Annotated in this window: 22 protein-coding genes; 14 read left to right on the top strand and 8 right to left on the bottom strand. The window is 64.1% G+C overall.

What is annotated here, in order from left to right:
- The first annotated feature begins 5 nt into the window (after positions 1 to 5).
- Genes G6N51_RS08700 through G6N51_RS08685 form a run of 4 tightly spaced genes read left to right on the top strand, consistent with a single transcriptional unit; the run spans position 6 to position 3,015 of the window.
- Positions 6 to 803: an enoyl-CoA hydratase/isomerase family protein gene (locus tag G6N51_RS08700; RefSeq protein WP_067925914.1), complete on the top strand. Its 798-nt coding sequence runs from the start codon at positions 6 to 8 to the stop codon at positions 801 to 803.
- Between the two features lie 6 nt (positions 804 to 809).
- On the top strand, positions 810 to 2,243 hold the full coding sequence (locus G6N51_RS08695; RefSeq protein WP_083169547.1) for a class I adenylate-forming enzyme family protein: 1,434 nt from the start codon (positions 810 to 812) through the stop codon (positions 2,241 to 2,243).
- Positions 2,244 to 2,245: 2 nt separating this feature from the next.
- On the top strand, positions 2,246 to 2,746 hold the full coding sequence (locus tag G6N51_RS08690; protein ID WP_158086200.1) for an SDR family NAD(P)-dependent oxidoreductase: 501 nt from the start codon (positions 2,246 to 2,248) through the stop codon (positions 2,744 to 2,746).
- The gene (locus G6N51_RS08685) at positions 2,677 to 3,015 is read left to right on the top strand and encodes an SDR family oxidoreductase (protein WP_083169543.1); all 339 of its coding nucleotides are present in this window, start codon (positions 2,677 to 2,679) and stop codon (positions 3,013 to 3,015) included. Before G6N51_RS08690 ends, G6N51_RS08685 begins: the two co-directional genes overlap by 70 nt.
- Positions 3,016 to 3,018: 3 nt before the next feature.
- Here the strand turns inward: G6N51_RS08685 and G6N51_RS08680 are convergent, their stop codons facing one another.
- From G6N51_RS08680 to G6N51_RS08670, 3 genes are read right to left on the bottom strand one after another with little or no spacing between them, the layout of a single operon-like run.
- The gene (locus G6N51_RS08680; protein ID WP_083169541.1) at positions 3,019 to 4,263 is read right to left on the bottom strand and encodes a cytochrome P450; all 1,245 of its coding nucleotides are present in this window, start codon (positions 4,261 to 4,263) and stop codon (positions 3,019 to 3,021) included.
- An 18-nt stretch (positions 4,264 to 4,281) separates the two neighbouring features.
- A complete protein-coding gene (locus G6N51_RS08675) occupies positions 4,282 to 5,133 on the bottom strand; it encodes a mycofactocin-coupled SDR family oxidoreductase (RefSeq protein ID WP_067926124.1) in 852 nt (283 codons plus the stop codon).
- 27 nt (positions 5,134 to 5,160) lie between these two features.
- A complete protein-coding gene (locus tag G6N51_RS08670; protein ID WP_083169661.1) occupies positions 5,161 to 6,624 on the bottom strand; it encodes an aldehyde dehydrogenase family protein in 1,464 nt (487 codons plus the stop codon).
- Between the two features lie 132 nt (positions 6,625 to 6,756).
- Here G6N51_RS08670 and G6N51_RS08665 point away from each other — a divergent pair, with 132 nt between their 5' ends.
- On the top strand, positions 6,757 to 9,093 hold the full coding sequence (locus G6N51_RS08665) for a CaiB/BaiF CoA transferase family protein (protein ID WP_083169539.1): 2,337 nt from the start codon (positions 6,757 to 6,759) through the stop codon (positions 9,091 to 9,093).
- On the opposite strand, the gene G6N51_RS08660 is transcribed toward G6N51_RS08665, so the two are convergent.
- Complete coding sequence (locus G6N51_RS08660) at positions 9,086 to 10,339, bottom strand: CaiB/BaiF CoA transferase family protein (protein ID WP_083169537.1); 1,254 nt, start codon at positions 10,337 to 10,339, stop codon at positions 9,086 to 9,088. The genes G6N51_RS08665 and G6N51_RS08660 overlap by 8 nt on opposite strands.
- Positions 10,340 to 10,360: 21 nt before the next feature.
- Positions 10,361 to 11,107: a maleylpyruvate isomerase N-terminal domain-containing protein gene (locus tag G6N51_RS08655; protein WP_083169535.1), complete on the bottom strand. Its 747-nt coding sequence runs from the start codon at positions 11,105 to 11,107 to the stop codon at positions 10,361 to 10,363.
- Between the two features lie 163 nt (positions 11,108 to 11,270).
- On the opposite strand from G6N51_RS08655, the gene G6N51_RS08650 reads away from it, so the two are divergent.
- From G6N51_RS08650 to G6N51_RS08630, 5 genes are all read left to right on the top strand, one after another.
- Positions 11,271 to 12,422, top strand: coding sequence for an amidohydrolase family protein (locus tag G6N51_RS08650; RefSeq protein WP_083169533.1), 1,152 nt, complete (start codon positions 11,271 to 11,273; stop codon positions 12,420 to 12,422).
- A 3-nt stretch (positions 12,423 to 12,425) separates the two neighbouring features.
- Positions 12,426 to 13,205: an alpha/beta hydrolase gene (locus G6N51_RS08645; protein ID WP_067925889.1), complete on the top strand. Its 780-nt coding sequence runs from the start codon at positions 12,426 to 12,428 to the stop codon at positions 13,203 to 13,205.
- Positions 13,206 to 13,358: 153 nt separating this feature from the next.
- On the top strand, positions 13,359 to 13,547 hold the full coding sequence (locus tag G6N51_RS08640) for a hypothetical protein (RefSeq protein ID WP_083169531.1): 189 nt from the start codon (positions 13,359 to 13,361) through the stop codon (positions 13,545 to 13,547).
- Positions 13,548 to 13,691: 144 nt separating this feature from the next.
- Positions 13,692 to 14,834 carry a cytochrome P450 gene (locus G6N51_RS08635; RefSeq protein ID WP_306460832.1) on the top strand — a complete coding sequence of 381 codons (1,143 nt, stop codon included), beginning with the start codon at positions 13,692 to 13,694 and terminating at the stop codon, positions 14,832 to 14,834.
- A gap of 61 nt (positions 14,835 to 14,895) precedes the next feature.
- Positions 14,896 to 16,059 (top strand): cytochrome P450, encoded by a 1,164-nt coding sequence (locus G6N51_RS08630; RefSeq protein WP_306460834.1) that lies wholly within the window; start codon positions 14,896 to 14,898, stop codon positions 16,057 to 16,059.
- A gap of 12 nt (positions 16,060 to 16,071) precedes the next feature.
- On the opposite strand, the gene G6N51_RS08625 is transcribed toward G6N51_RS08630, so the two are convergent.
- From G6N51_RS08625 to G6N51_RS08615, 3 genes are all read right to left on the bottom strand, one after another.
- On the bottom strand, positions 16,072 to 16,701 hold the full coding sequence (locus G6N51_RS08625; protein WP_083169657.1) for a transcriptional regulator, SarA/Rot family: 630 nt from the start codon (positions 16,699 to 16,701) through the stop codon (positions 16,072 to 16,074).
- Positions 16,702 to 16,996: 295 nt separating this feature from the next.
- Complete coding sequence (locus tag G6N51_RS08620) at positions 16,997 to 18,256, bottom strand: cytochrome P450 (protein ID WP_083169529.1); 1,260 nt, start codon at positions 18,254 to 18,256, stop codon at positions 16,997 to 16,999.
- Between the two features lie 16 nt (positions 18,257 to 18,272).
- Positions 18,273 to 19,736: an aldehyde dehydrogenase family protein gene (locus tag G6N51_RS08615; RefSeq protein ID WP_167528576.1), complete on the bottom strand. Its 1,464-nt coding sequence runs from the start codon at positions 19,734 to 19,736 to the stop codon at positions 18,273 to 18,275.
- A gap of 279 nt (positions 19,737 to 20,015) precedes the next feature.
- Here G6N51_RS08615 and G6N51_RS08610 point away from each other — a divergent pair, with 279 nt between their 5' ends.
- From G6N51_RS08610 to G6N51_RS08595, 4 genes are all read left to right on the top strand, one after another.
- Entirely contained in the window at positions 20,016 to 20,582 is a 567-nt protein-coding gene (locus G6N51_RS08610) for a TetR/AcrR family transcriptional regulator (protein WP_158086198.1), read from the top strand.
- A 114-nt stretch (positions 20,583 to 20,696) separates the two neighbouring features.
- The gene (locus G6N51_RS08605; RefSeq protein ID WP_142274861.1) at positions 20,697 to 21,575 is read left to right on the top strand and encodes a hypothetical protein; all 879 of its coding nucleotides are present in this window, start codon (positions 20,697 to 20,699) and stop codon (positions 21,573 to 21,575) included.
- A gap of 398 nt (positions 21,576 to 21,973) precedes the next feature.
- Entirely contained in the window at positions 21,974 to 22,801 is an 828-nt protein-coding gene (locus G6N51_RS08600) for a dihydrodipicolinate reductase (RefSeq protein ID WP_142274860.1), read from the top strand.
- Complete coding sequence (locus tag G6N51_RS08595; RefSeq protein WP_083169521.1) at positions 22,798 to 23,907, top strand: hypothetical protein; 1,110 nt, start codon at positions 22,798 to 22,800, stop codon at positions 23,905 to 23,907. The genes G6N51_RS08600 and G6N51_RS08595 overlap by 4 nt, the downstream gene beginning before the upstream one ends.
- Positions 23,908 to 23,913: the final 6 nt, after the last annotated feature.

The raw sequence follows: 23,913 nt of genomic DNA, 5'->3' as shown, positions 1-23,913 counted from the left end.
GCACGATGGATGCGCCACCCGAAGGTGAGGTCTTGTTCCACGTTGCGGACCACATCGCCCACATCACACTGAATCGGCCCGACCATGGCAACGCCCTAACACCGGCAATCCTGAAGTGGTTCCAGCAGGCGTGGCGGCATATCGCAGAGGATCCCGCCATCCGTTGCGTGCTGATCACCGGGGCCGGTGAACGACACTTCTGCACCGGTGCCGATCTGAACGGCGTCAACCAGCGCGGCGGTGTCGGCGTGGGACTCGGACGAATGAGCGAAGACGTCGGACTGACATCGCGCCACAACAACGTCTGGAAGCCCACGGTGTGCGCGGTGAACGGCATGGCGGTGGGCGCCGGACTGCATTTTGTCGTCGACGCGGACATCATCGTCGCCTCCACGAACGCGGTCTTTCTGGACAGCCACGTCAATGTCGGGATGGTCGGTGGTCCTGAAAACGTGGGGTTGGCTAAACGGTTGCCACTGGGCACCGCGTTGCGAATGACCCTGCAGGGCAGAGCCTTCCGGCTCTCTGCCCAACGCGCATACGATCTCGGGCTGGTAGATGAGCTGACCGAGCCGGGGGAACTGCTTGCGACCGCGCGGCAGATCGCCCACGACATCACCCTCAACTCGCCGCACGCAGTGTCACTGTCGCAGCAGGCGGTCTGGGCTTCGCTCGAGATGCCCTACTCGCAGGCCGTCGAGTATGGCTTCGGTTTGGTCAAAACCCAATGGCACCACCCGGATTTCACCGAAGGGTTCCGTGCGTTCGCCGAGAAAAGAGCGCCGAACTGGAAGACCGATTAGCCAACGATGACGGCGCCCGACTTCCTTGCGCTCCTGGACCGGCCCGACCCACGCGGCGTTGCGCTGGAGGACTCTCGGCGATCGATGAGTTACCAAGAGCTCGCAACCTCGGTCCAACAGATGGCGGCCGGTCTGGCTCGGCTCGGGGTGGACCTGGGAGATCGTGTCGCGGTGATGCTGCCGAATTCGGTTGCTTCGGTGGAGGTTTACCTCGCGTGCGCGATGACGGGCGCGATCTGGGTAGGTGTCAACCCCGCCGCTCCTGAGGCCGAACGTCAACGGCAGCGCGCGCTCGTCACGCCCACGCTGACGATCACCGAGCAGGACCTGCCGTCGCTGGCGGCCGACGAGACGTTCGACGCCCCACCTCCCGATCCCTCGGTGCCGTGCGCGATTGGCTTCACCAGCGGAACCACCGGCACACCAAAGGCGTTCGTGCACAGCCGGTCAGCAGTGTCCCTCCTCGCCGCGGTGCTGGCTGAAGCCCAGTTGCGTGCGGACGACAGGATCGGCGTCGTCCTTCCGATGAGCATCCACAATCTGATCGCCGTTGGCGCGCTGCCCGCGCTGTTCGCCCAAGCCACCTGCGTGGCGGTCGAGCGAATGAACGCGCGTGGCGTCGCCTACGCGTGCCGCGACCGTAAGCTGACCATGGTGAACGCGCTCGTTCCGGCAACTATTTACGACCTGGTCCACGACGACGAGATCACCGCGGACATGCTGGCCTCACTGCGGGTGGCAGGGACGGGGGCCGCGGGACTCTCGGAACCGCTGCGCAGTGCTTTCGAATCGAAGTTCGGTCGTCGGCTCATCGGCTCCTACGGCATGACCGAAGCGCCGGGAGTCGTATGCATCGAGGACCCCGAGGTACCGCATGCCGCGGGCTCAGCCGGCAAGCCACTGCCACACCTCGCGGTCCACGCGTGCGACGAGCATGGCCGCCGGTTGGTCGTTGGTCAGCAGGGCGCACTGACGGTGTCCGCCGCCGTAAGTGGAGCCTGGGCCAACATGTACCTGCCGGCCGCGGGCACGTGGACGCCGGACGGGTTCGCACCCCGGCCGGGCGCTGAAAGGTGTCTCCGTACAGGGGATTACGGCTGGGTAGATGCCGATGGGGCGGTGCACGTGAACGGACGCACCGCCGATGTGATCGTCCGCGGCGGGGTGAACGTCAACGCGGCCGAGCTCGAGAGCGTGCTCGGCCAGCTGCCTGGAGTGCGCGACGTTGCCGTGGTCGGGGAGGACGACGAGAGGCTGGGCCAACGCATCGTCGCATACGTCGAGACGGCGCCAGGGGGCACCGTGGACATCGCCCAGGTGCGTCTGCAAGCCCGTGAGGTGCTGTCTCACAGCAAGGTTCCGGACGAGTTCGTCATCACCCGGCTGCCACGCAACCCGATGGGAAAGGTCGTCCGAGGTCAGTTGAAAGGTGGCAGCTGAACGTGGGGCAGCTTGACGGCAAGGTGGCCGTGATCACCGGTGCAGGAACAGGACTCGGGGCGGCGACCGCGACGCTGTTCGCGCGGGAAGGCGCTGCGGTCACACTGGTCGGCAGACGTGCGGAGAAGCTCGAGGAGGTCGCCGGGGTCATCGAAGTGAACGGTGGGCGCGTGCTGGTCGTGGCCGGTGACGTGGCCAAGCCCGACACCGCGAACCGCGCTGCCGCGCAATCGATCCAAGCGTTCGGCGGCGTCGACATTTTGATCAACAACGCCGGGCTGCACGCGGCGCCCCATCCGCTGCACGAGACGCCGCTCGACGAGTGGGACAGCTTCCTGGCCGTCGATCTCACTGGCCCCTTTCTATTCACCCGGGCGGTGCTGCCGTCGATGATGCAACGCCGCGAAACGGTGCCGTCGTCAATGTCGGTTCCATGGTGGCGTTGGTGGGCTTCAAGGGCAGTGCCGCCTACGCAGCCGCCAAGGGCGGCCTGGTCTCGATGACGAGGACCACTGCGGTCGACTACGCGGCGTACGGTATTCGCGCGAACTGTGTGTGCCCCGGTGGAATGGAGCCGGTCGAGTACGGCAACCTCACCGACGAGCAGCTCGAGCAACTACGCGACGCCGTAAGCCTCTCCGGCGGACCGCTGTTGGACCGTCTTGCCAATGTTGGTGAAGTCGCGCAATTCCTGCTGGTGCTCGTCGGGCCCAACGGTAGAGCGCTGACCGGCGCCGTGATTCCGTTCGACGGCGGATTCACCGCGAAGTAGTGCTCAGGCGCCGGGCAGACGCTCGTTGCTCAGCCGTTCGCCCGGCGTGAAGGTCGCGGGCACGTTGATCCACCCGTTGATCACGCCGATGCTCGGATAGCGACGGGCACCATCATGGTTCACCTTGTAGTCGGGCATGCGCGCCAGCACCCTGCGCACCATGGTGGCCAACTCGATGCGTGCGATATGTGAACCCAGGCAGCGATGGATTCCGATGCCAAATGTGGTGTGCCGGTTGGGAAATCGATCCAGAACTACCTCGTCTGGATTGTCGAAGGCCGATTCGTCCTGGTTTGCCGATGCCCAACTCAGCAGGACCCTGTCGTTGGGCTTGAGCTCCACCTCACCGACGGTCACCGGCTTCGTGACGGTGCGCGCCAGGCCCTGCTGCGGTGTGAAATACCGGAGGAATTCCTCGCATGCCTGCGGGATCATGTCGGGGTTGTCGATCAGCTGCTGACGTGCTTGGGGATTATCCGCCAGGTAGATGAGCGCATTGGCGGTGACCGCGGTGGTGGTGTCGAACCCGCCGGCCATCACAAGGTTGACCATCGACAGCACCATCTCGTCGGGAACTGGCTCACCGTCGATCTCGGTGGTGACCAGTGTGCTGATGAGGCCGTCCTTCTCGGGCTTGGCTCGACGCTCGGTGATCATGCCGAACACTCGACCGATCACTTCCAGGTACCGAACGAGCACCTGTTCCTGCTCCTCGGGCGGCGTGTAGATGATCTCGTGCTGCACTTCGGCGTAGTCGCGCCAATGTTCAACGGGCAGGCCGAGGAACTCGCAGGTGAATAGCGATGGAACCGGGTTCGCGAGGTCGTCGACGATGTCGAAGGAGCCCGTTTCGATGACTTGGTCCAGGCAGATGTCGATCCACTTCTCAACGCGCGGTTCCCAAGCCTTGCTGGCGGCGGGCGAGAAGAGCGGGTTGAGGAGCCTGCGATAGGGCAGGTAGTCCGGCGCGTCCATCTCGATCGGGAACATCGGGACCGGTGACGGAGGGATGGTGACGCCGAGCGGGCCGATCCCGTTCACCTCATGGCCCGACGCGAAGGTTTCGTCGTCCTTCGCCGCGGCGACGACATCCTCGTACCGGCTGATGACGTAGAAGCCGCCGTGGGCATCGGTATGCGCGACGGGGCACTGCGCGCGCAGACTCGCGTTGATCGACCGCGAGTTCTCCGCATACTCCGGGGAGTGGTGGTCGAAGTCCGTGATCGCGCGGTCATCGAACGTCGTCATCTGTTACCTCTTTGCGGTCTAGGGCTTGTTGACGTTTCCCGCGTCGACGGGCAGCTGGACACCTGTGATGTAACGCGCATCATCGGATAACAGGAATAGCACCGTCTTGGAGATCTCTTCCGCGGCAAGAACAGGAATGGGCGAATAAGGGTGACCGGCAGGCGCATCGAGATCCGGCAGGACGTTCGCGGCACCCTGAATGAACAGCGGCTGCGGTTCGGCGCATTCGAATGCGCTGGGGTCTCCGCCCATGGCGGTGAGCACGCCGGTTGGGTGGATCGTGTTGACTCTGATGCGATGAGGCGCAAGCTCATTGGCGAACGCTTTCATCAGCCCGACCACTCCATGCTTGGCGGCCACATAGTGCGCGTAGGGCACCTGTCCGCGGATTCCGGCTGCGGAACTGGTGATGACGATCGATCCGCCACCCGCCTCGATCAGGCGAGGTGCGGTCGCCTGGATTGTGTTCCACACACCTTTCAGATTGGTGTCGACGATGAGGTCGTATACGTCCTCGGTGATGCTCAGGGAACCTTCCTTGTGGAACGTGCAGACGCCGGCATTTGCGCAGACGGCGTCGATGTGGTCGAACTCGCGGACCGCCCGCGCAGCAGCATCTTTCATCGCCGTGCTGTCCCGCACGTCGGCGACGACTGTCAGGCAGCGACGTCCGGTGTTCTCGACCAGCTTTCGCGTCTCGTCGAGATCGGCTTCCGTCGCGTAGGAGTATTGCACCCTGTCGCTGACCTGATGGCAGACATCCACCGCGACGATGTCGGCGCCTTCTTTCGCCAACGCGACAGCGTGCGAGCGTCCCTGCCCGACGCCTGCGCCGGTGATGAAGACGACTTTGTCCTGAACCCTGCCCATCGCGGCGTTCACCCCTTCTGTAAGTTCTTACTGCAGACCGATATAGACGTTCTTGGTGCGTTGAAACTCGCGCAGACCCCAGATCCCGCCTTCGCGGCCGAACCCGCTCTGCTTGACGCCGCCGAACGGGGCGCTGCTCGGCACGATCGGAAAGCCGTTGACCGCAACGCCACCCGCGTCGAGTGCGCCGGCGATGACATGGGCGCGCCGCAGGTCGCGCGTGTGTACGTACGCCGCCAAGCCGTACGGGGTGTTGTTGGCCAGTTCGATGGCCTCATCGTCGGTGTCGAACCGCAGGACGCTCAGCACCGGGCCAAAGATTTCCTTTTGGGCCAAGTCGCTCGAGGGATCGACGTCGCCGAACACGGTCGGCCGGTAGAAGTATCCCTTATCCAGGGCCGCCGGCCGTGCGCCACCTCCGAGCAGCTTGCCGGCCTTGCCGGCGATCGCGGAATCGACTGCCGCAGTAACTCGTTCGAGTTGAGCTGCGGTGGCCAATGGTCCCATCAGGGTGGTCGGATCCCACGGATCGCCGACGCTGAGCGTCTCCGTGCCCGCGACGACTCGGGCAACCATGTCGTCGTACACGTCGCCGTGCACCAGCAATCGGGTGGGCAGCATGCAGCCCTGACCCGACAACGTCATCAGCCCGGCCCCGACCGCCATCTGCGCTGCCGCGTCCAGATCCGCGTCGGGAAAGACGATGTTGGCCGACTTCCCGCCCAGTTCCAGAACGACCGGAGTGAGCGCCTGGGCCGCGGCGGTCAACACCTTCCGGGCGGTTTCACCGCCGCCGGTAAAGGTGATCTTGTCGACGCCTGGGTGCGCGCATAGCGCGGCACCCGCAGTGCCGTCACCGGGGATCACGTTGAGAACACCCGCCGGCAGCCCCGCCGACGCGGCGATCTCGGCGAAGCGCAGCGCACTGAAGGGAGCGTTCTCGGGCGGCTTGAGCACCACGCAGTTGCCCGCTGCCAACGCGGGGGCGACCTTCATCCCCATCGCCACAAGTGGGCCGTTCCACGGGATGATGGCGCCGATCACGCCGATCGGTTCGTCAAGGACGTAGTCGAAGGCCCCGCCCGCAGGTACGGCCACGACCTCACCGCCGGATTTACCGATCCAGCCCGCGTAGTAGTCGAACCAGTCCGCCGCCATCTGCGCGGCGATCCCGGCCAACATGTTCGGTGTGCCAATCTCGAGGGTCGCGATGGCCGCGAAACGCTCACTGTCAGCGACCAACCGCCGCGCGATCTCCTGCAGAATGTCGCGACGGCCATTGAGATCCAGACCGCGCCAACCGGGGAATGCTGCGCGGGCGGCCGCGACGGCCGCGTCGACGTCGTCCGTACCCGCCAGCGGAACGACGGCCTGAACCTCGCCGGTCCCCGGGTAATGGTGCTCGTAGCTGCCGCCGCCGCTTGTCGTCAGTTCGTCAGAACCGACGATGAGTCGGGGCTGCGGAAGGCTGTCTGGCAATGTCCGCTGCACGCTGGTCATTTTTCGTGGGCCAGGACCGCGGGGCAATGGATCGAGTGAAAGCGGCGTTTGCGTGTCCGAACGGTTCGCAGGCGCCCGGCCGCTTCCTACATTGGCAGTCAAGAACTTGCCGTTGATGGAGGTATGCACGTGGGCGGGCCGCTCGAAGGGTTCAGGGTCATCGACTGCTCACGGGGGCTTGCGGGACCCCGCGCTACCGGCCTGCTCGCCGACTACGGCGCCGAGGTTTGGTGGGTCGAGCCGCCGGGCGGCGATCCGTTCCGACGCGCACTTGCGACGGAGTACGCCGTCTTCAACCGAGGTAAGCGCAGCGTTCAGCTGGACCTGAAAACGGTCGAGGGCCGCGATGGGTTGTCCCGGCTGCTGACATCCGCCGACATCTTCCTCACCAGCTGGCGCCCCGGGGTCGCCGAACGGCTCGGGGTCGACTGGGCCACGCTGCACGAGGGGCATCCGCGGCTGGTCTACGCATCGATATCGGGCTTCGGCGAGGACGGCACGCTCGCCGAGGTGCCCGGCCACGAAGCCGTCGTCCAATCGTATGTCGGGGTCACCGCCGAACAGGTCGGCGCGCGACCCGCACCGATTTATGAAGGGCTGCCGTTTGCGAGTATCGGCGCTGCCTATCTCGCCGTCATCGGTTCGCTCGCGGCGCTCTACCGCCGCGCCGACGACAATCGCGGCAGGCTGGTACAGACGTCGCTCGTCGACGGCGCTCTGAGCTATCTGGGCATGATGTGGGGCGATGCCGACGACGCCAACGCCGCGCCACCGGTCGTACCCGGCAGCATCCGGTTGATTTCCCGGTCATTCCGGTGCGCCGACGACGAGTACATCGGCATCCACACCGGCGCCGTCGGTGCTTTCGGCCGCCTGATCCGGGAACTGGGACTCGGCGACCGGATTCCCGTTGCCGAGGACGGCTCGGACATGCGCTTCCCGCTGAACGAAGACGAACACAAGATCGTTGCGGCGGAAATCCCGGCAATATTCGAATCCCAGCCGAGGGACGTCTGGCTCAAACGGCTGCTCGACGCCGACGTCGCCGCGATTCCGGAACTGCATCCGGGGCAGATCTTCGAGGAACCTCAGGTGCGCCACAACGACATGGTCAGCCGCATCGAAGACCCGGTGTTGGGACCACTCGAACAGGTGGCGCCCGCGATCAGATTCAGCGGACTTGACCACCGCCCGACCCTCGGGGCCCCCATCGTCGGACAGCACGACGACCATTGGCCGGCAGTGCTTTCGAATCACGAAAACACGGCTGCCGAAGAAGGCGACGATAACGAGGCGTGCCTGCTGCACGGTCTGCGCATCCTGGACGCGGGTGCTTACTACGCGGGCCCCTTCAGCTCCCGGCTACTGGCCGACCTCGGCGCGGACGTGATCAAGCTCGAGACCACGCTGGGTGACCAACTACGCGGAATCCAACGCCCATTCAGATCCGCGTCAGCGGGTAAGCGCGCGATCTCGCTGAACCTCAAGGACCCGGATCTGCAAGCAGCGAGGGAACGCCTGATCGAGTGGGCAGACGTCGTCATGCACAACATGCGCCCAGGTGCCGCGGATCGCGTCGGCCTCGGTTACGACGATGTGCGGCAACTTAATCCGGATGCGATTTATCTGTACGCGCCTGGGTGGGGGAGCACCGGCCCCGACTCGATGCGGCAGTCCTTCGCGCCGCTGATGTCCGGATATGTGGGCATCGGGTACGAGGTGGGCGGTCAATTCAATCCGCCGATGTGGCCGGTCGGCAATGAAGATCCCGGCAACGGCCTCACCGGCGCAGTGGGGATCCTCATGGCGCTGCTGCATCAAACCCGTGGTGGGGGCGGCTGTTACGTCGAGAACCCGCAATTGAACGCCACCATGACGCACGCAGCACACATTGTCCGGCGGCCCGACGGAACCGTCCTCGGGGCTGAGCGTCTCGATCCCTTACAGACCGGAATAGGCCCCCTCGACAAGCTCTACGAGACCCACGACGGCTGGCTGTGCGTCGTCGCGATCAGCGACGCCGAGATCCGCCTGCTCGAATCGGCCTTGACAGTCACCATTCTCGACGATCCGCGCTTCGCGACGCCCGAGCTTCGTTCGGAGAACAGCTACGATCTGTCGGACATGCTGTCCGAAGTGTTCCTGACGCGCGATAGCGAGGAGTGGTTGCGACTGCTTCGGTCAGCGGGCGTGGCGGCGATGATCCCCAAGACTGCTACGAATAACGAAGCGTTCCACCGTGATCCGGCCAACCAGGCGATCGGCCGGATCGCGCAGGTGCAAGACAGCAGTGGGCGATTCGTGCGGGAGGCCGCGGTCATGGTACGGGTGACCGGCGCGACGACGCCACCGCACCGCCTTGCCCCCGAGCTCGGCGCGGACACCGAAGCGGTGCTCCTCGATCATGGCTACAGTGCGGACAAGATCGCCGAACTGCGGGGGCGCGGTTCGATCAGGTAGTGCCAATGACCCCTGCGTCGCGCAAGACGCCGATCTCGTTGTCGGTCAACCCGATCTCACCGAGAATCTCTGCGGTCTGCTCACCGAGCGCGGGCGCGTGGTGGCGGATCTCCGTCGAGCGCTTTCCGTTGACCAGCGCGGGCAGTGTCACGTGTGTGAAGGGCCCTGCGACCGGATGTACCGCATCGATGAATGCTCCTCGGGCACTCAGTTGCACATCACTGCGGAGTTCGTCCTCTTGTAGGGCGGGTCCGATCGCCAGGTCGTGTTCGGCGGCCAGCCGGGTCCACTCGGCCTGGGTACGGCTTTCGATGATCTTCTGAATCTCGCGGCGCAGCGTCTGACTGGGATCGCCGGAGACCGCGAAATCGACGGGACCGCTGTCCGATTCGCCGATGAGGTCCGGGCGTTCGGCGAGCTTGCAGAAGTTCGCCCAGAACTTCGGCTCGATGCAGCAGAACAGGACGTAGCGCTTGTCCAAGGTGCGGTAGAACTGATACTTCGCAGACGACGTACCCGCGGGATCCTGTGGGGCGGGCAGCGAGCGACGGTCGACAACCCGTTCGTCGTTGAGGATATATGTCGCGGCGATCCATGCCGAGGAAATGACGGCCTCGGATCCCGAAACGTCGATGTAGCAGCCCTCGCCGCTGCGCTCACGTTGGAACAGCGCCGCGGCGACGTGATAGGCGGCGAACGTAGCACCGGCCGCCGTCCCCTCCCCGCCGGAGGCGATTCCGTTGAAGGACTGCCGGCCTCGGTAGGGATGCACCAGGCCGTCCTCGCCCATCTCCATCGGCGTTCCGCCCGCCGCCGCGTTCATCATCTGACCGTGGGTGGGAATCGTGGCGTACGGTCCGGTCGCGCCGTATCCGCTGTATTGGCAGTAGACGATCGCGGGGCGGCGGGCCCGTTGCGCCTCGTATCCGACGCCGAGCTTGGTCATGGCATCGGCGGCGTTGCCGTCGACGAAGACGTCGGCGGTCGCCAACAACTTCCAGAACACCTCGCGGCCCGCATCTTTGCGCAGATCGAGCGCCACGCTGCGCTTGTTCTTGTTGATCTGCATGTGGGCCGGGCTGTTGTGCGGTGCGATCTGACCGAGCATGTCGCGCAGATAGTCACCGCGGAAGGGACTTTCGATCTTGATGACGTCGGCGCCGAGGTCGCCGAGGAGGGCCCCGAGGGTGTCGCCATTGAACAGCTGGGCGGATTCGAGCACCCTGACACCGCTGAGCAATCCCATGTCGTGACCCTTCCTGGTCGGTTACAGCACAAACTCGCGGTCGCGCATGTGCTCGGGGATTCGCGGGTCTCGTTCACGAATTTCGTTCGCGGGCAGTCCCACCTCGGATATCACCGACAGGTAGGTGTTCGGCTCGACCCCCCAATTCCACCGGCCAATTTCATCCGCGGACCGGCGACCGGACATCGCCCGCACGAACTCGAAGCGGTCGGCGACCACACACGCGATCGCCCGGCCGTCGCCTGCGATCGTTCCCCATTGTTCGACTGTCACTCGCAGCGGCGACAGCCCAGCCGCGGCGACCCGGTCCGAGAAGCGGCCCGACAGTTCGTCGAGCGCGACTTTGACGGCAATGTCGTCGCGCGCACCGGGCACCCCGAGGGCACTGCGCAAGTCGTGCTCGCTCATCACCGCGATGGTGATCAACAACGACGCGAGGCCCGCATCGGCGGCGACAGACGCGTCGAGCGCGGCGGTGGCCTTTTCCCACCCGACCACGAGTTCGGCGAGCCTCGCGCCGCCAGCGGCACCTGGTGCCGGCAAGGCAACACTTTCCCGTGCGGCCCCTGCGGGGTCGTCCCCCGCGAGCCGCGCGGTGTCGATCAAGTGCGCGATCACGTCGCGGACCGCGATTCCGGGCACCGTTGGCACCGGCGTGTACGCCGCAGTATCCGGCAGCGTCCGGACGATTTCGGTGATGCGGTCGCTGGTCGCGCGCCAGATCGCGGACAGATCCCTCGCACCCGCGGGTGAGGTGTCGGAGCGCATGATCTCGCAGCGTATTGGAGTCGACCGCGGCGTCGGAAGGGCGAGGCAACCGGTTCAAGCGCAAACGGCGTTCCGGGTCAGCACCCCCCAAATCACCGCGGCGCAGTGCCATCATGTCCGAAGGATGCCGTGGCGTTTTCCGGGACAGAAGAGGTGAGGCCCTGTGTTCACATTGTTCAGCGTCGACGACCACATCGTCGAACCGGCGCACGTGTGGTCCGACCGGGTACCGTCGAAGTTCAAGGATCGCGCGCCCCACGTCGTCGAGGTCGACGGCCGCCAGATGTGGCAGTGGGAGGGCGGCATGGAAATCACGATGGGGCTCAACGCCGTCGCGGGCAAGCCGCGCGAGGAGTGGGGCATGGAGCCCGCCCGGTTCGAGGACATGATCCCCGGCTGCTACAACCCCGAAGAACGGCGCAAGGATCTGTTATCAAATGGCATCTTCGCGTCGGTCTCGTTCCCGACGCTGCCGGGGTTCGGCGGCCGTAAGTTCGCCACCTTCGAGGACAAGGAACTCGCGCTCGTCTGCGTCCAGGCGTGGAACGACTTCATGCTCGAGGAATGGTGCGGCACCGCCCCCGATGTCTTCGTGCCGATGCACATCCTGCCGGTGTGGGACGTCGACCTCGCGGTCAAGGAGCATGAGCGCTGCGTAGGCCTCGGCAGCAAGGCCATCTGCTTCATCGAAGACCCCCAGGTCGTCGGATTGCCCAACTTCCACGCCGGCTACTGGGAGCCCCTGTTCGCCGCCGCGCAGGCCGACGAGACTCCGATCTGTATGCACATCGGGTCGGGCGGTGCTCAGGTGACGTTGGAAGGACTCAACCCGATGACCGAGATCGCCGCGGCCTTCGCCAACGCCGCCCGTTCATCGGTCAACCTGATGGTCAGTCCGTTGCTGCGCAAGTACCCCGACGCCAAAGTTGTTTGGTCCGAGGGGGGTATCGGCTGGATTCCGGCGGCGATCGAGCGTGCGGACCGACAGTGGGAGCGCCACCAGTACTGGAGCCACCTCCCCAATGCTCACATCAAGCCCTCCGAGGTCGCGGGGCGCAGCATGTACTTCTGCATGATCGAGGAACCCGTCGGCATCAAATACCGGCACGACTTCCGTGTCGATCGGATCCTGTGGGAGTCGGACTATCCGCACGCCGACACGCCGTTTCCGAAGACTCAGCATGCCGCGAAGCAAGTATTCGACGGCATCTCCCAGGAGGAGATCGACCTCATCACCCACAAAAACGCCGAAAAGCTATTCCGCTTCCCGATCTCGCAGGAATTGGCCGACGCATACGCCGGATCACCCGTCTGACAGATGACCGCCGCCCGGCTCGTCTTAGTTCACGGCGGCGCACATACCGGCCGCTGCTGGCGCGACACCCTGATCGCGATTGCGGCTCTTCGGCCGAACATCGAGAGCGTGGTCGTTGATCTTCCCGGAAGACGGCATGTCCCAGGGGATCTGACTACTCTGACGATCGAGGACTGTGTCAGCTCGGTGGCAGAGCAGATCAGCTCGCGCTGCGACGGAACGGTGGTGCTCGTGGGGCACTCACTGGCCGGTGTAGTCCTGGCCGGTGTGGTGGACCGCCTGGGCGGGGGCCGGGTGCGGCACGTGATCTTCGTAGCGTGCTGTGTGCCGCGCAACGGCGAATGTGTCATTGACTCACTGGCGTTCGGATTCCGGCAGGTCGTGCGGCGGATAGTGAACCGGTCACCGGTGATCCGGTCTCCGCCTTGGCTGGTGCGCCACGTCTTCGCCAATGCGGCCACGCGGGAACAACGCGCGGCGGTCATGGTGAACATCGTGCCGGAAAGCGCGGCACTTGTGACTCAGCCGTCGGTGGTGGCGCTGCCCGAATCGGTGCGCAGGAGCTGGGTACTGACCCGCCGCGACCGCGCGTTGCCGCCAGCCAAGCAACGGAGCTTCATCGGCAACCTCGGCGGTGTCGACGAGGTGGTCGAGGTCGATGCCGGACACGAAGCGATGATCACGCATCCAGCGGAGCTGGCGCATGCCCTTGTGCAACTGGCGTTTTCATCTGCATCAACGGCTACCGAGCATCTACCGGCGGATGGGGAATCGGCGACGTGACAGCCCGTCGATGTCGGCGCTGCGCTACCGACTGCGTTCGTGCACGGCGATGCCCACCTGGGCAACACGTCCCGGGACACCGAAGGCCGCCTCGGCTTCTGTGATATTCAGGCGATGGGCCGAGGGTAATACATCTGGGATGTCACTTACTTCATGACCGGTGCGATGGACCCGGCGGATCGCCTCGCGTCCGAGCGAGATCTGCTGTCGCTGTACCTCGACGAACTACAAAAAACGGTGCCGACGAGCTTCCCCACCTCGAGGACGCGTTCCTGGCTCATCGGCGCCACCCGTTTCGCCATCGCGATGGAAGAGCTCGACACACTGGAGAGCTCGCCCTAAATCAGATAAATAATTGAGTCAGCTATGGCGTTGTGGTATACGTCACGTTACAGGGTAAGGTTCATATGTGGACGGTGAGAAATGATGACCCAAGCCGCGCGGTATGACCCGCGCGTTTCAGGCCTCTCGCAGGTCGTGAAGAGTATGGCGGAGCCGCAGAGGGTGTATCACGACAAGGCCGGAAACGTCCGCGCCGAACACATCGACGGGGCGCTGCACCTGTACCGCCACCAGGACATCCTGCGTATCAACCGCCATCCAGCCGTGCTCGGCAACGGCGGCAAGGGCGGCAGCTTCGGGCACGATGCGCGGCTGATCCCGTTGGAGATCGACGGCGAGGACCACAAGAAGTGGCGACGCCTGCTCGACCCGATGTTCGCGCCGAAGCAAGTTGCGCGCCTGGAGGCGCAGGTGCGCGACCTGGCACGGGAACTCATCGACGGCTTCGCGCCCACTGGCAAGGCGGAACTGTACGAGGATTTCTGCACACCACTGCCGTGCCTGATCTTTCTGCGCCTCGTCGGCGCGCCCGTCGAGGATCTCGACTTCTTCCTCGAATTCAAGGAAGGCGTCGTTCATCCGAAGGGCGAAACCACCGAAGAGATCGACGCCGACATGGCCGCTGCAGGCGGCAAACTGATGGAGTACTTTGTCGGGTTTCTCGCCGAGAAACGCAAGAATGCCGACAGCGAGGACGACGTCATCGCCAACCTGATCAGGTCAGAAATCGACGGGCAGCCACTGGCAGAGTTGGACCTCGTCAACATCCTGTTCCTGTTCATGTTCGCGGGGCTCGACACCGTCACCTCATCCATGTCGTGCATCTTCGGCTGGCTGGGCCGGCACCCGGAGGAGCGCAAACGGCTCGCGCAGGACATGTCATTGATCACCGCGGCGGTCGAAGAACTGCTGCGATACGAGTCGCCCGTACCCTCCGGAATGCGATATCCCACAGAGGACATCGACCTCGGCGACGGCCTGGTGATCCGGGCGGGGGAGGACATCAACGCGTTCTGGGCCTCGGCCAACGTTGACCCGACCTTCTACGACGATGCGTTGACGGTCAAGCTCGACCGCGGGCGCAAAGATCACATGGTGTTCGCCACCGGTACCCACCGATGCCTTGGCTCCCATCTGGCACGGCTCGAGCTGCGATTGGCCGTCGAGGAGCTGCTCAAGCGGATCCCCGACTACACGGTCGATACCGCGGCACTGACGTACGACAACTGCGCGGTGCGGGCTGTGGAGAATCTGTGGATCTCGTTCCCGCCGAGTTCTACGAGATGATTGGAGGATGATGGACAAGGGCGAGCGTTACGACCCTCGGCTCTCGGAGTGGGTGCTGGCCATGGCCAGCGAACCACACCCGCAGCAGCACTACCACGACAAGGCGCGGGATGTGCGTGCCGAGCGTTCGCCGGACGGTGTCCTCTGGCTGTACCGACATAACGACATCGTGGCGATCAATCGTCACCCCGGAGTCACGGGCGCGGGCGGCCGCGGCGGCAGCTTCGGCAACGACAATCCGTTGATTCCGCTGGAGATCGACGGCGAGGAACACAAGAAATGGCGAAGGTTGCTTGATCCGCTGTTCGCGCCGAAACGTGTAGCGCTGCTGGAGAATTCGGTTCGTCAGTTGGCCAGAGAACTCGTCGACGAGTTCCTGCCCAAGGGCCAGGCCGAGTTGTACAACGACTTCTGTGTACCGCTTCCATGCCTGACGTTTCTGCGACTCGTCGGTGCTCCCGTCAGCGACCTGGACTTCTTCCTCGAGTTCAAAGATGGCGTCATCCATCCCCAAGGGGCCACGATGGAAGAGATGCAGGCCAACATGGCGATCGCCGCGGGAAAGATCTACGAGTACTTCGTCGGGTTCCTCGCCGAAAAGCGCAAGACGGCCGAACACGAGGACGACGTTATCGCCAGCCTCATCAAGTCCGAGGTCGATGGCGAGCCCATGCCGGACCTCAACTTGGTCAATATCTTGTTCTTGTTCATGTTCGCGGGACTCGACACCGTGACATCGTCGATGTCACTCGCTTTCGCATGGCTGGGGCAGCACCCGTCCGAACGCGACCGGCTCGTCAAAGACAAGTCTCTGATCCCGGCAGCCGTCGAGGAGATCATGCGCTTTGAGTCGCCGGTTCCGGAGGGCTTTCGGTATGCGGAGGAGGATATCGATCTCGGCGACGGCCTCGTGATCAAGGCCGGCGAGGTGGTTCACGCGAGTTGGGCTGCGGCCAACGTCGACCCCACCTTCTACGACGATCCACTCACGACGAACTTCGACCGTGCACGCAAGGACCACCTGGTCTTCGCGAGCGGCACCCACCGGTGCTTGGGGTCGCATCTCGCGCGTTTGGAAATGCGGCTGGCTCTAGAAGAGCTTCTCGACCGCATTCCCAATTACACGGTGGGGCCGGAGGATTCGCTGGTTTACGACAACGTAGCGGTGCGGATGGTCAAGCACCTGCCGATCACTTTCCCGGTGCCAGCGGTTGCAAGTAGTTGATCAAGGCCGATATCACCGTCGATGTGACACTCGCCTGCAATATTGAGCGGCCGCTTCGTATCGTCGCGACAATCTGCCCGCCCGAACCGGAGCGGCGACAATGGCGCTGTCGCACTGAGGGTCACGGCCACTGGTGAGCAGATGCAACAGTGCCCGATTTCGCCCTGAACTAGGCAGTTTCGCGTCTGCTCCCGGTTCGGCTTCGCCGGCACGGACTTGGCCAGCGCGTCGCGTCGTAGCACCGGCAACCGTTGGGCGAAAACGTCGCTGGGCTTGCTGAGCCGACGGTTCAGAGAAGTGCAGCCGCGAGCTGGCGCACTGATCGCGTGGGAACCCCTCGTCATCCGTGGTCACCACTTGCAGGCACACCCGGTCGCTGCGAACCTCGGCCTCTAGTGCCCTGCTCCGACCGGTGAGGTCGACCAGGACGCGGCGTTCATCGTTTCGGTCACGTTGGCGTGTGACCATTCCGGCGGCTTCCAGCCGTTTAACGACAGGCGTGATGGTGCCGGTATCCATATCCGGGCGCGCGCCCAATGCGCCCCACGGTCTGCGGCGCTCCGTCAACCAGCGCCAGGATGACGAGCTACTGGGAGACGTCAGGCCTGGCGGTTCGAGAATGGGTTTGTGGAAACGAATCATTCGGTTCGCCGCCCCGTACAACGCGAACGACAGCTGCCGGCCCAACTCGTATCGCGAACCCCTTCTAGTGCGCTGTTTCACAGCGCGCTAGATACTCGTACTAGTACCTAGGCGGGCGCATCGTCTCTAGACCGTGAATCCGGCGACACCATTGCGAGGCGGTGGAACTACGTGGACGCGATTCCCGCGGTTCTCCGAGATATCGCGTCACGTCTCCGGTTACAGCCTCGGCCGGTTTTGCCGGAGTATGGATTTCACTTCGCGCGGTTCATACCGCTTGGACACCTGTGACGCGCTAGTCGAGGGGAAGCTGTTCCCCGACTGGACTGGTCGGGCTGAAAGTCACTGGCAACGTCGAATATCCGTTCACCTGACCGAGTGACGGATACCGTTGTGCCGCCGCAAGGTCTACCTTGAGATCCGGCAGCCGGCGTAGCGTGGCCTTCAAAACTTCCTGAAACTGCACCCGGCCCAGATTCGAGCCGAGGCAGCGGTGTGCACCAAGCCCGAAGGCCTGATGACGGTTCGGCCAGCGCTCCAGATTGACCTCGTCGGGATTTTCGAACACCGAGTCGTCCTGGTTCGCCGAAGCCCACGACAGCAGTAACCGGTCACCGGGGCACAAGCGTTGGCCGCCAAGTTCGGTTTCGGTCGTCACCGTCCGGGCCAGCGCAGGTGCCGGCGACGCCCACCGGAGGAACTCCTCGGTGGCGCGCTTCAATAGCTCCGGCTCATCGATGAGCCGCTGCTTTTCCGCCGGATGCTCCGATAGCCAGGCGTACGCGTGAGAGAGCAGGCCAGTACTGGTGTCCACACCACCGATTAGCTGCAGGAAGCAGATCTTGAGGATTTCCTCCTCGGACAGCGGTTCATCATTGATCTTCGAGTCCAAAAGGAACGTCAGCAGGTCCTCAGCGGGCGTGTCGCGGCGCTTGCTCAGCTCCTCGGACAGCCGCCCGAGGACACGGAATATGCCCTCAATCGCGCGTTGATACATTTCAGAGCCCGGCACAGCCCAGGAAATCTCGTGAAAGGGAGTGGCAACATCCTCCCAGTCGGCCAGTGGTAGTCCGAGCAGCTTCATCGTGAGCATCGCTGGCGCGGGGCTGGCGAGGTCCTTGACGATGTCGCATTCGCCGGCTTCGCAGAATCGATCGATAAGAGCGTTGGAAACCTGCTCGATGAACGGGCGCCATTGCTCGGCCGCGCCTGGCGAGAACTTAGGATTCAACAACTCGCGGTATTCGTTGAACCGTGGCGGGTCGACCTCGAGTGGGATCAGCTGCATTGGGGGCGACGGGATGGCGGTTCCCTTGTACCCCTTGCGCTCGCCCATCAAGTCGTTGTCCGATGAGAAGGTGTGATCGTCCAGCGCAACCTTCTTCACGTCGTCGTAGCGGGACACCACCCAGTAGCCGCCGTGCGCCTCGGTCCACGCGACGGGGCATCTGGACCGGAGGTCCTTGGTGACTTCGCGCCAGTTGTCGGCGAATGCGGCCGAATGATGATCGAAATCGACGGTCGGGCGTGCGGTCGGATTCTCGGTCTCAGTCATGTTCTCTCGATTCAGGTCACATCAGGTTGACGAAAACGTTTTTCGGCTGCGTGAATTCGCGGATCCCGTCGAATCCGCCCAGCCGTCCCCACCCGCTCTGCTTGACGCCACCGAACGGCACCGATGTGGGAATGCCAAGGAAGCCGTTAATCCAGATCAATCCGACGTCCAATTGCTGGGCCACCGCGTGGGCGCGCTTGAGGTTCGACGTCTGGACGTAGGCGGCCAACCCGAACGGGGAGTCGTTCGCGATCCGCACGGCCTCCTCCTCGGTGTCGAACGGAATCACGGCGACGACGGGACCGAAGATCTCGTCTCGGGCCAATGGCGAGGAGTTGTCGACGTCCGCGAACACGGTAGGTGCGATGAAGTAGCCGTCTGAGAGTTCACCGCCGAGTCGCTCGCCGCCGGCCACGACGCGCGCCCCCTCGCTCTTGGCGGTGTCGATCACCCGTACGATGCGTTCCGCCGCAGCAGCATTGATGACGGGTCCGAAGAAGGTCGAAGCAACCAGTGGGTCGCCGACCTCGAGAGTTCCCAGCACCCCCTGCACCAAGGCCAGCACCTCTTCGTAGACCGGTCGTTCTACCAGTACCCGGGTACCGTTTATGCAACCCTGGCCGCTGCCCTGCATGCCCATTATCGCCTGCATGGCGGCGTTGTTGAGGTCGGCATCGGCGAAGATGATGTTGGCCGACTTCCCTCCGAGTTCCAGGCCTACGGGCTTGAGCACGTCTTTCGCCGTGTCGAGGATGCGTTTGGCGGTGGTGCCGCTGCCGGTGAAGTGAATCTTGTCGATGCCGGGGTGCGCGACCATCGCCTGGCCGCCCTCGGGACCGGCTGTCACCACGTTGAGGACGCCAGGAGGAAATCCGGCCTCTAGGAATAGCTCGCCGATGCGGATCGCCGCATAGGGGGCCAACTCCGGCGGTTTGAGCAGTACGCAGTTGCCCGCGGCAAGCGCGGGCGCCACGGTCATGCCGACGGCGTAGATCGGGCCGTTCCAGGGAATGATGATGCCGACGACGCCGTACGGGTTGAGCGTGGCGTAGTCGAGTGATGGTGTCGGCCAGGTCGGAATGACATCGCCGACCAACTTGTCGGCCCACCCCCCGTAATACGAGAAGGCGTCCGCCGCGTTCGCCGGCCCACCGGCAGCGGCGAATACCGGCATGCTGTTGTCGATCTGGGAGATCGCCACCAGTTCCTCTGAGTTCTCGCGGAAGACTTGAGCTGCGCGAAACAGCAGCTCGCGGCGTTGGTCGGGGGTGGTCGCGCGCCAAGCCGGCAGCGCCGATCTCGCTGCCTGAACCGCGATGTCTATCTCCCGAGCCCCCGCCAGTGTCACATTGCCTGTGGTCTTGCCGGTCGCGCCGTAGACGTGATCGACAGCCCCGCCGGAGCTGTCGTCGATTCGCCGGTCACCGATGAGAAGCGTCGGCTTGGGCAGCTTCTCAACCGGCGGAGCGATGATGGGCACTGGGCCTCCTGAGTACGGCGTGGCTCTCGCATTCGGACCGCAGCCCACGCTACCGCCAATCGAGGTTTCCTGACAAGAGTGTCGATTCCCTCTGCCGGATGGCGAAAACCTGTGTGGTTCGGGTGTTGGTGTGTAGGGCAGTGTCGGGCGCGGTTGCCGTCGCATACTGCCCGGACATGTCAAAATCTAGATATGCCTAGGACCTCCCCGCGGCCGCAGACCAGCGTCCGACAAACCGGACCGGCATCGGACATCGGCCGTAAAGGACTGCGGACGAAGATGCGCATCATGGTCGAGACCAAGCGCCTACTGCTGGAGAAAGGCTACGACGCCACGTCGATCAGCGACATCACTGAGGCGAGCGGCATCCGACGTGCATCGTTTTACACGTACTTCACCAGCAAGCAGGACGTGCTTCTCACCATCGGACACGATGCCGAGGAAGCTGGCATCGTCGCCGCCGAGGGTTTGCGGCAGATGGACCACGCGGCCACCATCGACGACGTTGCGGGCTGGGTGGAGGAGTACCTCGCCTTCTGGGACGAACACGGATCCTTCGTCCACGCCGCGTTCCAAGCTGCGTACGCTCACGCGGAACTACGGGAATGGAGCATTACTGCCGAGATGACCGGCGCCAAGATCTTGTCTCAAGCGCTGATCAAGCTCCGCGGCGGCAAGCGCCTGCCGGGTATCGATCCGATGGTGCAAGGGCTCGCAATACAGTCGATGATCGAACGCTTCTGGTACCACTGGCGCGTCGCGGGCGCTCCGGTGAAGGGAGCGGCAGTCTGCCGCAGTATCGCCCAGATCATTTGGGCAAGCGCGCACAGTGATCCTGCGAACTGAGACGCTGCGAACAGTCTAGCCGTTAAGTCGCGCGATGGTCGTGCATTCTTGACAATAGCGTTGACTTTTGCTTGCCTCAGCCTCAGGGCACCTCTGGAGTGGAGGAGAATCGCTGTGGTCACTGGAGCGCGCACCGTACCGCCTGCACGCCGGCTTTCGGCCAGAGGACTGATCCCGACTGCCGCGACAGTCGTCAGTGGCATTGCGCTCATGGCCGTGGTTCTCTTCGTCGCGGGGCGTAGCGGAGGCACTCTCACTGATCCGGTGGGCGCGCGCATGTGGGAGACCGCCATGTGGGCAGTCGCTGCCGTGTTCCTGACAATCGGTGTCCTGCAATCTTTTCACGAACGAAAGTTGAGCCGCGTCTTCCTGCTGACGGTGGCATCCGGCTCGGCATTCTGGCAAGAAACCTATGGGGACTGGGGCAGCTACCTGCTCTACAGCCCGAGATTCGCCAGGTACGGATGGGGCGAAACTATCTGGACGTCGCCGGTGCGGTGCTGGTGGTTCATCGCTGGCTACGTTTTCTTCTACGTCAGCTTTTTTCTAGCGCTCGAGAAGGCGTTCTACGTCGTCAAGGATCGCTGGCCCAACTCCAATCCATACATGACGACGACGATCGTCTCGTTTCCGATGTTCTACCTCTTCGATCTAATCGTCGAAGGCGCCGCACACGGCTTCGGCTGGTGGCACTATCAGTTTGCCTTCGGCCCGACCATCGCCGTCGGTGACGGACACTTCCCACTTGTGTGGCCGATATTGGAGCAGGTGCCGTTCATGGCGCTGGTCGTATTCGCCGCCACCTGGCGAAATGGCAACGGCGAGGACGTGTTCGAACTGCTGGCGCGCAAAGTGGTAAAGCGGCGGCCCGGGCAGCTTGCGATTTTGGTGTCGTGGATTGTCACCCTCAACGTCACGTTCCTGTTGACCACCATCCTGCCCTTGATGGCTTTGCGCTGGCTAGCGGGCCCGGCCAGTCTGACCATCCCATGAGTCAGCGTTGTTCGGGTCGGGAGCGTGTGTGCCGCCGCCGCTCGCGCCAGGCGAAGCCCGCGGGCTCCTGTCGGGTATAAACCGACTAGTGTGTCGATAAAGTGCCGACGTGAATGGAGTAGAGGATGACCTCAGACGGCGTCGGCGCCAGGATCCGAGTTGCACATGTTGGTACCGGACTCACGGGTCGGGAGGCATTGCGCGGGATACTCGCGAACGATCGCCTGGAGTTGACGGCCCTCTGGGTGTCGTCAGAGGAGAAGATCGGTCGCGACGCAGGCGAGCTCATCGGGGTCGACCCTGTCGGTGTCGCCGCTGTCGGGTCGTTCGACGAACTGCTGGCGACGACGCCCGACGTCGTGAGCTACTGTGCGAACGGGCTCGGTCGAGAAGTTGAGGTGGTCGCCGAGATCGCGCGGGCGCTGTCGGCCGGCGTCAACGTCATCACGATCTCGCTGTTGGGCCTGTTGTACCCGCCCGCTGCGCCCGAGAATTTGCGAAAGCCATTGGAGGAGGCTGCGGCTCAGGGTGGTTCGACATTCCTGTCGACGGGACTGGACCCCGGCTTCTCCAGCGACGTTCTGCCGCTTGCACTACTGACGATGTCGGATGAGGTCGAGCATGTGCTTGTGCAGGAGATCGGGATCTACGACCACTACGACGTCGAGCCGGTCATTCGGGACATCATGGGTTTCGGCCGCCCACCCACTTACGAAGCACCGATCACCGCCGGCGGTGCCTTCGAAGCCTTCTGGGGTCCGATGGTTCGTCAGCTGGCCGACCGCCTTGGCGTTGAACTGGACGAGCTGGTGGGGACGTCGGATAAGGCTGTACACGACGAGGATCTGAATACCTCGGTCGGCCTGATGGAGGCGGGCACCGTGGTCGCGCTGCGAGTCGCCTGTGAAGGCCGGGTGGCCGGACGCGCCGTGATCACCGCCGAGCACATCACGCGAATGGCTGCCGAAGTGGCGCCGGAATGGCCGACATTCGACGGTGTCGGTGAATCGAATTATCGCGTCACGATCACGGGCAACCCGAACATGCGGTGTGATCTCGACCTCGGGCGCGCCGGCGACGTGTGGGGATCGGTCAGCGGTACAGCGATGCGCCTGGTCAATCTAATCGGCGAGATGCCGAATGCGCGATCGGGGCTCATCTCCGCACTTGAGTTGCCGCTGGTTCCATCGCGCCACGTCGTCACGGCTCAACGGGTGAGCCAATGAACAACCGCACCCGCGTCGTCATCTGGGGCCCCGGCCGTCTCGGCGGATTCGTGCTACGGGTGCTGCTGCAGCGACCAGAGGAGTTCGACGTGGTCGGAGTCTTCGCCTTCTCGCCCGAAAAGGAGGGGCGCGACATCGGGGAACTCGTCGGCCTGCCCCCGCACGGCGGTGTGACCGTCACCCGCGATCGCGATGAGATCGACCGGCTGGACGCTGATGTCGTGATCTTCACCCCGCTGGTGGCATTGGAGCCCACCCAAAGCCACGCGGACGCACTGCGACTGCTTGCCGGCGGGAAGAATCTCCTGCTCGCGCACGATTACTTTTATCCGGCAGGAATCAGCGACGGGTACGCGCGTGAAGTCGACGACGCCTGCCGGCGTGGAAACTCGTCGGTATTGGCTGTGGGTTCCTCTCCGGGATTCGTCGCCGAACGGTTGGCGACCACTTTGGCCGGTCATACGTTGGAGGTGGCCCACGTCGATGTCCTCGAGCGGATGGACTGCACCGACCTCGATGCGCACGTCTATCCGCTTCTGGGTTTCGGCGCGAAACCCGATGACTTCCCGCGCGATCAGATCATCGGGATGTTCGACCACATGTACCGGCAGACACCGCATGCCGTCGCCGCGCAGCTGGGGCAGCGGCTCGACAGGGTCGATGTGGATGCCCGCTTCGCCACGACCACCCGGGAGTTGACCGGGGCGAGCGCGCCGGTCCCGCCGGGAACGGTCGCGGGCACGGAGTTCTCCTGGACCGGGATCATTGACGAGGAGCCGTTCGTGACGGTCATCTGCCGGTGGGTGTGCGATTTGGAGATCGCCGGTTGGGAGGCCGACAACGACTGGATCATCACCGTGGAGGGCACGCCTTCACTGCAGATCCGGTATGCCCGGGGACTTTCGTTCGCCAACGGAATACGGCACGGCGGGCATGTCGACGATCCCGACGGTGAACACTGGATGGACTCGCAGTCCTGGACGTCGGTGGCGGCGTTCGTCAACGCCATTCCCGGCGTGATCGCGGCGCCACCAGGCCATTTGCTGGCCCCGGTGTTCGGCATCCCGCAGCATCGCCGAATCGGTTCGGGCTTGGCGATGCGCTGAGCGGAC

It is taken from the genome of Mycobacterium paraseoulense, from assembly GCF_010731655.1.
Classification (GTDB): domain Bacteria; phylum Actinomycetota; class Actinomycetes; order Mycobacteriales; family Mycobacteriaceae; genus Mycobacterium; species Mycobacterium paraseoulense.
Note: the sequence above shows the minus strand (reverse complement) of the source record. Positions and strands in the feature narration are given on the sequence as shown.